Source organism: Paraglaciecola sp. 20A4, assembly GCF_011378905.1.
In the GTDB taxonomy this organism is placed as follows: Bacteria; Pseudomonadota; Gammaproteobacteria; order Enterobacterales; family Alteromonadaceae; genus Paraglaciecola.
On sequence record NZ_WTPY01000031.1, the window covers coordinates 28,163 to 42,492 of the forward strand.

General features: G+C 44.5%; 8 protein-coding genes. 3 read left to right on the plus strand and 5 right to left on the minus strand.

The window, feature by feature from the left end:
- Positions 1 to 32: 32 nt before the first annotated feature.
- Both GQS54_RS19675 and GQS54_RS19680 read right to left on the minus strand, forming a co-directional pair.
- Positions 33 to 1,415 carry a GntP family permease gene (locus tag GQS54_RS19675; protein WP_166425625.1) on the minus strand — a complete coding sequence of 461 codons (1,383 nt, stop codon included), beginning with the start codon at positions 1,413 to 1,415 and terminating at the stop codon, positions 33 to 35.
- A 179-nt stretch (positions 1,416 to 1,594) separates the two neighbouring features.
- Positions 1,595 to 1,948: a RidA family protein gene (locus tag GQS54_RS19680; RefSeq protein WP_166425626.1), complete on the minus strand. Its 354-nt coding sequence runs from the start codon at positions 1,946 to 1,948 to the stop codon at positions 1,595 to 1,597.
- A gap of 378 nt (positions 1,949 to 2,326) precedes the next feature.
- On the opposite strand from GQS54_RS19680, the gene GQS54_RS19685 reads away from it, so the two are divergent.
- Positions 2,327 to 3,058, plus strand: a complete 732-nt coding sequence (locus tag GQS54_RS19685; protein ID WP_240920022.1) for a hypothetical protein — start codon at positions 2,327 to 2,329, stop codon at positions 3,056 to 3,058.
- Position 3,059: 1 nt separating this feature from the next.
- On the plus strand, positions 3,060 to 7,112 hold the full coding sequence (locus tag GQS54_RS19690) for an alpha-1,6-glucosidase domain-containing protein (protein ID WP_166425627.1): 4,053 nt from the start codon (positions 3,060 to 3,062) through the stop codon (positions 7,110 to 7,112).
- Positions 7,113 to 7,246: 134 nt separating this feature from the next.
- Here the strand turns inward: GQS54_RS19690 and GQS54_RS19695 are convergent, their stop codons facing one another.
- Positions 7,247 to 10,255: a UvrD-helicase domain-containing protein gene (locus GQS54_RS19695; RefSeq protein WP_240920023.1), complete on the minus strand. Its 3,009-nt coding sequence runs from the start codon at positions 10,253 to 10,255 to the stop codon at positions 7,247 to 7,249.
- 348 nt (positions 10,256 to 10,603) lie between these two features.
- Positions 10,604 to 11,152 carry an RNA methyltransferase gene (locus GQS54_RS19700; RefSeq protein ID WP_166425629.1) on the minus strand — a complete coding sequence of 183 codons (549 nt, stop codon included), beginning with the start codon at positions 11,150 to 11,152 and terminating at the stop codon, positions 10,604 to 10,606.
- Positions 11,153 to 11,599: 447 nt separating this feature from the next.
- Here GQS54_RS19700 and GQS54_RS19705 point away from each other — a divergent pair, with 447 nt between their 5' ends.
- The gene (locus GQS54_RS19705) at positions 11,600 to 12,805 is read left to right on the plus strand and encodes a bifunctional alpha/beta hydrolase/OsmC family protein (RefSeq protein WP_166425630.1); all 1,206 of its coding nucleotides are present in this window, start codon (positions 11,600 to 11,602) and stop codon (positions 12,803 to 12,805) included.
- 316 nt (positions 12,806 to 13,121) lie between these two features.
- On the opposite strand, the gene GQS54_RS19710 is transcribed toward GQS54_RS19705, so the two are convergent.
- Positions 13,122 to 14,057, minus strand: a complete 936-nt coding sequence (locus GQS54_RS19710) for a glutathione S-transferase family protein (protein ID WP_166425631.1) — start codon at positions 14,055 to 14,057, stop codon at positions 13,122 to 13,124.
- Between the last annotated feature and the right edge of the window lie 273 nt (positions 14,058 to 14,330).

Genomic DNA, 14,330 nt, shown 5'->3' on the forward strand with positions numbered 1-14,330 from the left:
CAGCAGCCTACGCTGCTGTTTTTATATGCGGATTAAAAAAGCCAGCTTAAAATAAAAGCAAAGATAAAGGCGAGACTCCCCAGTAAAGTTTCCATCACAGTCCAGGTGCGCAATGTGGTTTTTTCGTCCATGTTCAATAAGCGACTCACTAGCCAAAAGCCGGAATCATTGAAGTGGGATAGGACTGTTGCCCCCCCCGCGATAGAGATAACCAAGCAGCACAAATCAACCGCTGACAAACCTGTGGTAACAGCGACCATGGGGGCTAATAACGCAGCAGTCGTCGTCAATGCAACAGTGGCAGAGCCCTGTGCAACGCGTAAACTGGCAGCAATAATAAACCCGGCGACGATCAGCGGCATACCAGTGTCAGCTAACAAACCTGCAAGTGCATCGCCAATGCCACTGGCACGCAGTACACCACCAAACATGCCACCTGCCCCGGTAACCAAAATCACCCCGCAAATGGGTGCTAAAGAATCTCCGCACCAAGACTCTATTTTACCCATTCCATAGCGCCGGCTAAAAATGGCGATGCTGACTAACAGTGTAATCAATAATGCCACTGGGGTTTTACCCAATAAGCGCAAGGTATGCACCACAGATGTATCCCCTGCAATCACATTAGCAGCTATTAATGTATTTAATCCCGTATCCATAAAAATTAAAAATACAGGGAGTAGTAAAATTAAGAGCACGCTAGAGAAACTCGGCAAATCGGCCTGCTCAGGCATTGGACTCTCGGCGTTTAAACTGAATAGTGAATGCAAAGGAATATTAAAACGTTTACCCGCATACTGACCATACAGATATGCGCCTATGTACCAAGTTGGAATGGCAATAATTAGACCGACCAATAGCAATAAACTGATATCAGCACCCAAAAATTCAGCCGCCGCAACAGGCCCTGGATGAGGAGGAACAAAGGCGTGCATAACCGCAAAAGCACCAGCGGCAGGTAACGCATAGGTTAGTACAGACCCATTAAAACGTCGGGCTACACTGAAAATAATCGGCATCATTACGATTAAACCAGCGTCAAAAAATATCGGAAACCCAAAGCATAAAGAAGCAACACCTAATGCCAGCGGGGCTTTGTCGGCGCCAAAGCGATTGACTAGGTTATCTGCGAGTACCTGTGCCCCGCCAGATACCTCAAGGAGCTTTCCTATCATAGCCCCTAGCCCAACAAGTAAGGCAACTGAAGCGAGTGTCCCGCCAAAACTGCTCGTTAGAGTGGGCACTACGTTTGTCACTGAGATACCCGCCATCAAAGCCGTCACCAAACTGACTAAAGACAGTGCAATGAACGCGTGTAATCTCAAGCGCACAATTAGCAATAAAAGAGCGAGCACCGCGCCTAGCGCCACGGTTAATAAATACCAAGGTTCATGCACAAAAGGTAGGCTTTGCATCGTTAATCTTTTGACTTGTTGTTATTTAACAACAAATTAACACCAAAAGAAGGCGAATTCATCCTCTGTTAGCGCTTTATTGGCAAAAAGACTATAAGGGTAAGATTAGCGTCACTTACAGTGCTATATTTGATGAAATTTTGAGCGACGCTCAAGAGACAAATCGCTCAAAAGGCATATTATTTTTGCGCCGCCACGACTGAAATTTCAACCAAAAGTTCAGGTCTTGCCATAGCAGCTTGCACGCATGCTCTTGCAGGTGCGTGCCCTTCGGGTATCCACGCATCCCAGACTGAATTCATCCCCGAGAAATCAGCCATGTCTTTTACATAGATAGTCGCTGATAACAGGTGTTCCCGAGAGCTATCGGCACTCAGTAATAAGTCATCAACCTTGTCTAACATGGTCTGAGTTTGTTCTTCAATACCTTTACTGGCATCAGCAGCAACCTGCCCACATAAGTAAACTGTACCTTGGTGGATCACAACTCGGCTCATTCGTTGCTTTGTTTCTTTTCGTTCGATTATAGTCACGCGACCCCTCTGAATTATTCGTTCTTATTATGTAAAATTAAGCCTAGGATCATAGCAAGCCAAGTGTACCAAGGGATAGTATTTACTTGGACTATCCTATACTTATCGATGGTCAATGGCTGTTCCTAAAATGGTATGCGGACATTGACTGCATATCCAACCTACATGAGCAATCGCACCGGAATTCGGCTATCCCCATAACCTACCTTCAGCGTCTTAAACACGATTAAATTTATTACGCACATTTACGAAGAGCATTGGCAAAGCCGACTGCCTGATAAAGCAATATCCTATTTTCACTGCATACGTATTCATGGCCTTTTCGAGCAAATTCAATGGTCATACGTTTTTTTTCAATTAAAGTTTTATGGAAACAAGTTGACAATAGAATGTTGCAAAAATGAATTATCACTTCTCACTGAAAAGGCTAAAACATTGAAAACCATACCCAAAACATTGATATTTCTGTGTTTATTACTCGCTGCCCATGCTCAAGCTGCATTGGTCACCAACGGCAACTTTCAAAGTTGCGATTTTACCGGCTGGGCCAACTATACCGATGGGATGAATCATACTGACCCGAATGCCGACTTCGCTATAATCAATAATGCAGGCGCGTGCCAGGGACAAATAAATATCGATGTGGCCAGCGGTGCCAGTGCGTTTTATGCCAATACCTTATCAACCGAAATGGATTTTACGTCTGGAAGTAATGCTCATTTATGGCTCAGTTTTGATTGGCTATTTAGCGGTTTTGATGATGGTTCAAGCTTAGCCGACGTATTTTTTGTCAACTTCACTAATAACCTAGGCGATATAACTGGCGCTGATGCTAGCCCTGGATTTTTGCTCGGGCCCACCAGCACTTACGGAGCGGGTACCTATTCGGTCATGCTTGATAATCGCTTTATTAATCAGTCAGGCTGGTTTTTAGATTTCAATCTAGAAGGTGGATTCACCCCAGACTCATTTTCATCGACTTTATTGATCGACAATGTGACGCTTAGGTCTATCCCTACAAATGTGCCTGTTCCTCCTATGTTAGCGTTGATATTACTTGGCGCTGCCGCGTTATTTAAGCGAAGCAAACAATCTAACCGGACTATCTAAAATGAAATTACTTATCCGTATAAATGTATTATTGATGCTGCTTTTAGCGCCTTTGGCCAATGCTGCTTGGCAAAATACCGACAGCGGTGATTTTAGTTACGCATCGCGTCCGTTTTATGATCGTGTTAATCGCCAATACAGTGCCATTGTGACTCTGACGAATACAAGCAATGCTATCAGCGGCCCTATGCGGGTGCTGTTTGATGCCAGCAGTCATAATATTATAAACAGCCAAGATACCCAAAGCGGCACACCTTTTATTGCCTTAAGCATAAGTGAACTCGCTGCTGGTGCGTCCCACAAGTTCACGGTTAAACTTAGCTTGACGCGTGCGGCACTCGCCATGGACATGCGATTACAACTAGACCTTCCCCCCGATAGCGGCCTTACGCTAGGGGATAATCAAATCGCTTTATTTTATAAGCGCGAAGACGCTAATTACCAAGGCTGGGGATTACACCTTTGGAATGGTGAAGGCTGTGGCAATTATGGCGCTGAGACCACTGAGGATAGTCACTTTGCCAATTGGGCCGATCCCTACCCTGCTGATGGCGAACACCCCATTTACGGCGCCTATTATATTTTGACCATTACCCCTGGCGCATCCTGTTATAACTTTATTGTACATAACGACGACTACAAAGCCTTGGGTAACAGCAATAGTCGTTTTGAAACAGCCAATGGTCAGCAAGCGTTTGCGTTTGATGGTTATCCCGAGCTTTGGTATGAGCCCATTGAATCTCGCCCTTTTTCCATTGACGGCGCTAAAGCACACTGGATGGCCCCGAATGCCTTAGTGTGGCTCATTTCTAGTAATGCCGCCGAATATCGCTTATATACCTCAGCCGATGCCAGTTTATCCAATGTAAGTACTGACAGCTTAATCAATACCAGCTTTACGTCTTTAACCAGGGCGAATGTGGACCCAGCAATATACGCACAAGATCCACAACTAAACGGCTTTAACGGTTTTACCCTCAACCTCACCGATGCCCAAGCAAAGCAATGGGCCAAGCAGCAACTACTCGCCGTAGCACTTGATACTCATGGCGAAATAATCGAGGCCACTCGGGTTCAGATCCCAAGACTAATAGATAGTCTTTATACCAATGGGACAAACGACGCTGATGAAGCAGAACTTGGGATAATTTATACCGACAACACCATTACCGCGACACTTTGGGCACCTACCGCTACAGCGATAAATTTAGTCGTATATAACAATCTTAAGCAAGCTATTGCTAGTCATGCCATGAATTTGGATCCCCAAAGTGGGGTTTGGTCTTACACTGGGACTAAAACAGCGCTTGATCGTCAGTTTTATCAGTACGATATAAGTGTTTTTCATCCCCTCACCCAACAGAACGAACAATTGACCGTTACTGACCCCTACTCCGTTAGTTTGGCGACTAACGGTCGTTATAGCCAGTTTGTTGATTTACATGACGAAGACTTAAAACCACCTCATTGGGACGCGCATACAGTCCCCACTATTAACGACCCAGAAGACGCGGTTATCTATGAAGGGCATATTCGTGATTTTAGTATTCTTGACCAAAGTACTAGCGCAGCCCATCGAGGTAAATATATGGCCTTTACCGAACTCAATTCTGAGCCTATGCAACACTTACAAAGTTTGCAGGCGGTAGGGTTAACCCACTTTCATATGTTGCCCGCCAATGATATTGCATCCGTAGAAGAAGATATTAACCAGCGGATAGATTTAACCAACACCGTAGCTGACTTATGTCACCTAAATAGCGCAGCGCCTATATGTGGGGTGCAAAACGACCAAGATACCTTGTTACAGGTACTACAAAGGTATGACCCTTCCACTACCGATGCTCAATCACTAGTAGAATCTATGCGCGCCATGGACGGATTTAATTGGGGGTATGATCCCCAGCATTTTGCTGCACCCGAGGGCAGCTATGCAACAGAACCGGATGGGGTATCCCGTATAATAGAAATGCGCTCAATGAACCAATCTTTGCATCAAATTGGCTTACGGGTGGTACTTGATGTGGTGTATAACCACGCCGCTTCGTCTGGCCTATATGATAATGCGGTGCTAGATAAAGTCGTACCAGGTTATTACCACCGTTTAAACGAATCCAGTGGCCAAATTGAAAACTCCACCTGCTGCGAAAATACCGCCACCGAACACAAAATGATGGCTAAATTGATGAATGATTCTTTGGTCAGCTTTGCCGAGAATTTTGGCTTCGATGGTTTTCGCTTTGACTTAATGGGGCATATACCCAAACAAGCGATTATAGATGCGCGTGAAGCCGTGCGCGCCGTAGATCCCGATACCTACTTTTATGGTGAAGGCTGGAACTTTGGTGAGGTTGCCAATAACCGGCGGTTTGAGCAAGCCTCGCAATTGAACATGGCTGGCAGCGAGGTGGGTACTTATTCAGATCGTCAGCGCGATGCGGTCCGAGACGGTGCTCTGTTTACTGGTGGCAGCATTAACCAACAAGACGTCATCCGCGTGGGTTTAGTAGGCAACGTAGGCAGTTATCAGTTTGTTAACGCTGACGACGCTTATGTGTCCACCTACAATTATCAATGGAATGGGCAACCGGCGGGATACAGTGATGATCCTGGCGATACCATCAACTACATATCCAAGCACGATAACGAAACCTTGTGGGACAAACTGCAATACGCTTTGCCTAAACATTTAGCAATACAAGACCGAGTCCGTATCCAAAACGTGGCGTTGTCTATACCATTGTTAAGCCAAGGCATTCCGTTTTTACATATGGGCTCAGATTTCATCCGTTCTAAATCCATGGATCGTAATACCTATGATGCGGGCGACTGGTTTAATCAGGTTGATTTCACCCTACAAACCAGTAACTGGAATAAAGGTTTGCCTCTTGCCCAAGACAATCAAAACAACTGGGCGACTATTAGCGAGGTTAGTGCTAACCCCAATAGCGACGTTACCGCTACAGACATTCAGCTATCAGCGGCATTGTTTAAAGAATTTTTGTATATTCGCAGTACCAGCAAATTGTTTCGATTAAATAGTGCCGAGGATATTGCACAGCGCATTAAATTTTACAATACCGGCAGTCAGCAACTCCAAGGCCTGATTGTGATGAGTCTTGATGATGGTATTGGCTTAGATGATATAGACGGTAACAACGACGCAATCGTCGTGCTTATCAATGGTAGCGCCTCGGCGCAATCCTTTGCGGTGCCTAACGCCACTGGTTTTACGTTACATCAAAGCCAACAACAGTCCGCTGACGCCACCATACAAACCGCAACATTTAGTGGCGGTACCTTTAGTGTGCCAGCGCTAAGTACAGCGGTGTTTGTTAAAGTACAAAATGGCGCACAAGGGTATGGGTTATCGGCCTTACCCCCTTATGCAGAACAACCTATCTACTTACGAGGTGACTTTAATGAGTGGGACACGTCATTACCTTTTAGTTATCTAGGTAAAGACACCTACGCGGTCAATGCAGACCTATTACACGGGGATTATCAATTCAAAATTGCTGATCAAGATTTTGCAGCGGTTAATATAGGGGGTGAATTCACGGTACCTGTCGCCGCACCAGTAATCCTAAGTAATGGAGCCAATAATCTAAGCTTGAGCTTAATCGCTGACGGTCGCTATCAGTTTATATTAGATGCAACCAATAGCACGAACCCCACATTAACGATTACTCCAGATGATCCCAATGTGATTCCTGCCCCCTATGGTAACCATATACCGTTATTGAGGGGCGACATGAACGACTGGGGCACCACCTCGCCGCTCATCTACCAAGGTAATGGAATTTATCGAGGGGTGTTTGTGTTTGATGCTGGCGGCTATAATTTTAAAATTGCCGATCAGGATTGGGGCGGCAGCGGCGGGCTAAACCTAGGGGCTGATATAGATGTTGCATTAGCCACTCCTACCAACCTTTACCCGGACTCTGGCGATAATCTTTTTATCAATCTATTTAACAGCGCCCAATGGGTGTTCACTTTAGATGCCAGCGAGGTCGCTAGCCCAACCTTAACGGTGACTGAGCAAGCCCAGTAAGAAAATATTTTTGACTCACACCATTAAAATACGTTGCGCGGTGAATAGAAAAGGAGCCAGCGAGCTCCTTTTCTGTGATTTACCGTAAAATCGCGATCTAAGTGTGTATTTCAGCCATTAATTTCTAAGGTTGGTCAATCTCGAGTTGATGTCACACGACCAGCCGGTAATTCCAGCGCATTTTGGTCTATAGTATGTTGGCAACTGGGCTGCTCTTTGCCACGATAATTAGCGCAGCCCCAAAATGCCCCTCGAGCACTTTTACGCAATTGCATGTCGCCATCGCACTCGGGACACAGCGGCACACTATGACCACAGCTTACGTCCAAGCATGCTTTAAAACCCATAAAACGAGTGCGCGTCATTGGACTATGGCAGCGCGCACAACTCGGCTCCGTATGGTCACAAATAGGAAAGTGAGAACAACCATAAAAAGTGCCAAATTTTCCTAATTTCTTATTCAGGGCTCCGGTTTCACAACTTGCACAGTTAATGTCGGCGAATAAACGCTGCACCAACGAGCTCTTGAATTCCGTTAATTCCACGTTGCTCGTCCCATCATCCCTGTTTGCTTGCTCCATCAGTTCCACCACAAATGCGCTTGCATTGGTCATATCGGCCACCACGTACACCCTATGCTTGGCTCGGGTAAGCGCCACATAAAATAATCGTCTTTCTTCAGCAAAGGGGTAAGCTTCAGCCTGAGGTAACAAAGCATCAAGCAATGGCGGAGTCACTTTGTTGGACGGAAACCCGTTTTTTCCTTTGGTCATGCCCATGATCACCCCATAATCTGCTTCCTTCCCTTTAGCTGCATGAAAGGTTAAACAGCTAATATGCACGCTCTCAAACTGGGCATTCAATGCCCGTAAGGCTGATGCGTCCGGTAATTGAAACCAGAAACGCGCTAGCAAATACACGGTCGGCTTTAGGCGATCACTGACAGCGTCGGATTCAAAGTCAGCCTGCGCGGGCTGCGTGTTCTCGTTAATCCGCTTAGTGATAGCGCTCAACGCTTGAGTCAATGCATTGTCGCTTGGCTCTTGGGACGTTGGGCCTTGCTGCGCGCCTCGGCGTAATATCGATATAGCTGGCTCGGCAACCTCTACCAACGATCGAATATTTTTATTGATTTGGCCGGGATTTTGGCTCACAAACGCGGTGGCAACCTCTCCGATTTTATTATTAAAACGAAAAGTGACATCTAACACGTTCTCAGTGGTTGCACCAAAATATTGTGTAAAGTGGGTTGTTAAACTGACATCTGCACCGCTAAAGCGGTAAATAGCTTGCCAATCATCCCCTACACAAAAAAGTGATGCAGGATAAATTGTGCCTTGACCAGTAGCATCACGCAGAGCACGTACTAAACGTGCACGGGGCTCTGAAATATCTTGAAATTCATCTACCATAATATAGCGCCACGTGGGTACGTATTGCCTTTGCTGCACGTATATTAAGGCTTTGGCAATCATATCTTCAAAATCAATCTCGCCATTACTCGCCAAGTGCTGTTGATATCGTTCATACACCGGGCGGAGTAACCTTAGTGCCTTAGCAATTTGTTCACTATCCGCTGCATTGGCAATCCTCTTATTGAGGCCCTGCTCGTCTAGACACGCCGCTTTGTACAAGCCGATTAATTGTCCGAATAATGATGCCAATTCGGTTATCCTATTTAATTCGTGCAATGTGGCGAGTATGGCTTCATCGGGTAAGGGTGAATGCACCACGTCATAAGCGCGCAATTCACGCTTGAGCTCGGGTATCAATTGGCCTGTAACATGCTGGTGGTAAAATAGTTCAATACACGCGGTGCCGTTGGTTTGATGTAATTGGCGCTTCCAAGACATTGCAGAGTGATAAGATCCCTTGTCGATATAGTCGGCCGTATTACCGTTTTCATCAATACTGTAATACTCGATATAAACACCGTAGTCAGGTAAATAAAAGTCAGGCTGATATTGGCGAAAATCAGTACTGACTACTTCGAACTCGTATTTAGCCTTATAGCAATATTCAATGCCGTTTCTAAACAGCCAATTAGCAATATATAATTCACCGAAACTCTTAACGCGCTGCCCCTTAAACGTGCGGATATCATTGTCGGTTAGATAAGTGTAATACTCCCCTTGGGTGGCGAAATCAAATGGGCTTTTTTGCACATAATAATGGTGGCTAAAGTATGCAAATAACTGCTCACGGTAAGCTGGCTCGTTAAGCAAAGTTTCAAGGCTGCTTTGTATCCATACATTTTTGGCTTTTTCGTCATTCACCCAGGCAGACAAGCTGGGTTTTCGCCCCTCTACCTCGGCGATAATTTTCAGGCCCAAGCTATGAAAGGTACTGGCTTTAATATTATCAATGCCCAGTTTAGCTTTGATACGTTCGTCCATTTCACTGGCGGCTTTTTTACCGTAGGCCAGCAACAGTATTTCCTGTGGCTCGGCTTGCCCACTTGCCAGTAAATAACCAGCCCGCCCGACCATAACACTGGTTTTCCCTGTACCGGCACCGGCTAGCAACAGATTATTATCGTCATCTATCACGCACGCACGGCGCTGTTTATCCGTTAACGGATTTGATTCCACCTGATCAAAATAATCGCCGTAACGGACAAGTTGCGTATTTATAAAGTTTTGCCGAATACTTTCTAGCGCCGCATCATTCCAGTAGTGCATAGCGGTAAGTTTACCCAAAGCTGTTTTAACCTCTTCACCTAGGGCGGTGTTTTCGCCCCATGGCAACCAACGCTTATATTCTCTAGCCACTCGCTCCCTGATTGCAGTTAGCCGAGACTGGCGCAAATAGCGCGTGTCAATCGTCTGTTCAATTTTGCTCACTAGTGTGAGCAAAGTACGTTGATGATATGCCGCCCATAATCGCTGAACTTGCTTTGCGCACCGTGCAGTGCTGCGATAACCCAAAAAGTGGTTCTCGTAAACGACGCCTTTTACCCTAATGATCATCGTCACTCCCAACCAGCGCCACTCGAACTGAGGTGGAGAGTCCAATTGTTGCCAGGAAAGTGACTCGCCATTCGCTTGGCCACCAAGCGCCCCTCCCTTAGGTAAAATCAAGTTTTGAGAATTAATGACAACCGAGCCTTGTTGGCGTGAAAACCAGCGACCAAACCAGCTCAAAGTGATGCTATAGTCGGGGGCGCCTTGTTGAGTACTGTTCGCCTGCTCTTGGAACTGCGGTTTCGCACTCGTTGAGGTAATAATTGGGGTGGGTTTCGAACGCAAAGGTAACCTACTTCGTAATGGAGTTGAGTATGGCGAAAACTAATCTGAGATGAACACCACTTCAGCCAAGGGCTGTGGATATCAGACCCTATTGTAGCAGTCACTAGGGGGTATACGTACAGTACTCTTTAAGCAAATCGTTGAATTTTAAACAGTAATAGTCGATGCCTTGGCGATCGACGAATTAATATGCTGATGTCTAAAAGCAGTTGGCAGGTCGCTCGGTTACCGTTATAAAATAGCTTAGGTCTGAGGCAATCTGCGAATTTGATTGGCGCACTCAGCTAAGACAATTGCTCCTGCGGTAGCCACATTTAACGAGTTACCCATGCCAAACATGGGAATATGAATATGACGATGACTTAACTTCAACGCAGCTTCACTGACGCCTTTACGTTCATTACCTAAGACTAAAACGCAGGGTGACGGATAAGCGACTTCACTATAATCAACGGAACCATGGCATAGCTCAACACTGTAAATGCCATATCCCTTATCTAATAGGATTTGCAAGCTTGCAGTGGTGCTATCACTGTATTCAACGCAAACCCACTTAGCTTCATTTCTAGAGGCTTTTTTAAACTTTTTATCGGAAATTGTAAGCGCACCACAAATAATCACTTTTTCAATCGAAAATGCGTCAGCCAGACGAATAAAAGAACCGATATTGTAGCTATTCGTGACGTTGTCCAACACCACGACCAATGGGATTTTTGCCTTGGTTAAATATTCATCACGAGTGGGTTTATTCTTTCTAAGATCTTCTTTGGTAAGTTGTTGTTTTAAATGCAATGGGTCCACTCTTCTGACTATATAAATACGGCTGTTTTGCTAAAATTTGGTTTGTACCTGCAGCGTACATTCTCAGGCTAAAATAACATGTCTGTCTGGCTAATATCGATGTTGCTAAAAGTCGTGGCGATAACGTTTAAACTCCTAAAGTAAAAGCCAAGAAGTAGCCTTTATCTGATACTACAACGTTAGCGATATCACCTATAAGACAGTATACACGACCGCATAAGTGAAATAGTAGCCTACCTTAAACTAATCGAATTAAACGGCAACGAAATAACATAAACAGCCTTGGCTAAGTGTTTTCGCTAAATCGGATTTGCGTTTATCATTTTACTAAAAGAGATACATGGGCAATTTAGGTTTAATATAAATTCATTCAAAGTAAGTTAACGCGAGCCGCGTGCGGTTAAGTAAATCATAAAGTCATTATTTAAAGGTGTATTCATGCGTCAAAAAGTAACGTTTACAAGTGGTGAAAATCAGCTAAGTGGGTTGTTAGAAGCGCCGGAAACTAATATTAAATTTTATGCGTTGTTTGCTCATTGCTTTACCTGTGGAAAAGACGTGGCTGCGGCATCTCGTATTAGCCGAGCGTTAATGGCAAAAGGAATAGCAGTATTGCGTTTTGATTTTACGGGGTTAGGCAACAGCGACGGTGATTTTGCCAATAGTAATTTTTCTTCCAATATTCAAGATCTTGTCGCTGCTGCTGATTTTTTACGCGCCAACTTTCAAGCACCCAAAATCTTGATAGGCCACAGTTTAGGAGGGGCCGCGGTACTGAGTGTTGCCAAAGATGTACCGGAATCATCTGCCGTGGTTACTATTGGTGCTCCATTTGAGGCAGCGCATGTGGCCCATAATTTCTCCATGCATTTCGATGAAATAGAACAACAAGGTCAAGCTGAAGTCAGTTTAGGTGGGCGAAAGTTCACTATACAAAAGCAATTTTTGGATGATATTCAACGTTATGATACCAGCCATTTGCGTCAACTTAGAAAAGCGCTGTTGGTAATGCATTCACCGGTCGACACGACAGTGAAAATAACCGAGGCCGAAAAGCTCTATCGTGCTGCAATGCACCCAAAAAGTTTTATTAGTTTAGAAAATGCAGACCACTTACTGAGTAATAAGCGTGATTCGGAGTATGTGGCAGAAGTCATCTCAGCTTGGGCATCGCGTTATGTGCAAACTGAGGTTGAAAGTTACCACGTGAATGTACGTCAAGGTCACGTTTTAGTTGAAGAAAAAGATCATAAGTTTACGCAACACGTAAGCACAAATAGCCATTATTGGTTGGCCGATGAACCATTAAAAGTAGGCGGTAAAAATGCAGGCCCCGATCCTTATGAACATCTTCTTGCTGGATTAGGCGCATGTACTGCCATGACGTTACGAATGTATGCCCAGCGCAAGCAACTACCCGTGCAACATATCAAAGTAGAACTTACTCACACCCGGGATTATCAGCAAGATTGTGTAGACTGTGAAACGAAAGCGCAGGGTATTGAAGCTATTGTGCGCAGTATTAGTTATGTAGGTGATTTAGATGAGCAACAACAAACACGCTTTTTAGAAATTGCCGACAAGTGCCCAGTGCATAAAACGCTTCACAGCAACGTGATAGTAAAAAGTCGATTGTTTAAATAGAGCGGTTTCAATTGGCAATAAACAGTCGATAGCGACGAGAAGCAAAGGAGTATGCTTGTTACGGGTAATGTGCTGAATGATGTCAAACCTTTGGGGTAAGGCGCAATAATTTAATCACCTAAAGCAAATATTCTTTCCTTAACTACTTGCCAATTCGAGCGATAAAGGCCCGCGAGTAACCTTCGTGTGCCTTTATCGGTCAACATTTTTCTGCTTTAATCAGGCCTATAAGGAGCTGTAAACCGATCATCGCTTTCTATTGTGAAATTATTCAGTTACTTAGACGGGTTTATATTTTGAATAATTGTCCGTTATATTATATTGCAATAATTTTATAGCCAACGCGCGGAAAGTGAACGTAAACCTCACCCGCTATTTCATCAACTCGTTTAATCGCAACTTCATCAGTCTTTGAAACGACCAATTCGCCGATAACGGGTGAAATACCGTAGTCATTGGGTACAATTTCAACTGGATCACCAAACGTAAAGCCGTTAATCACTAAAAAATTATCTTTCGAAAACACGTCCTTCTGTGCCAACCGCGCGATATCAATTGCAGCAGTTGCATCGATATGGGTTTGTGACCCGTGCCCAATGGCCTTTATCATGTCAAACCACTGCTTAAGGTTTGGATAACCTTCTAATAATGGACTAACGCCTGCGTTATTATTAATAAACCAGAGGCAGTGATAAATTGAAAAATCTGCAATACTAATGTGTTCGCCACAGACATAAGGACCAGCATTACTAAGTTGTTGCTCAAACTGTTGTAAATAAATGGGTATTAGCTGCAACGCAGTATTAGCATCCATTGATAAACCGGTACCACCCTCACGCATTTTCGCTCGATCGTCAACGAAGGCTGCGACAAATTTTTCGGGAACCCGTTGACGAAACGCTTCAAATCCTGCGGGAGAAAATGCAAGCGCTGCAGCAACACTAAACAAGTGTTGATCAGCCCATTGAGCCAAAATATTTGACGTTAGTGATAATTCTTTCGGGAAAATGCTCTGCGTGGAAAATTGTTCATCAATCACTCGAGCCATTAGACGCGTGTCACAATAAATGTGCTTATTCTGCTGCAGTACGGGAGTTTTACGATACCCTCCCGTAAGTGCCACAAGGTCTGGTTTGGGCATAATTATCGGTATGTTAACAACATTATAGCGCACATTTTTATACCCTAACAGAATGCGAATTTTTTCCGCAAAGGGAGAGGCGTCATAGTGATGTAAAATAAAATCATTCATCGACAGTAACCTTTTTGATTATTCTGACGCATCGCACCAGATTACAGTAGTGATTGACTATAACGTGAGCGTGGGGTGAAGACTCATTCAAACATTGAATAATCGATTATTGATATAGACAATAGTGAAGGTAAACAAAACAACGCAAGAATTGGCTCTATCGGCACGGATAAAAGACCTCCGCGAGTTTTTTTACTGAATAGAGGCGGCAGATGAAATATCCACCCACGGCTGCGCATCCCAATATATTACTTTCACGCTATACATAAATAA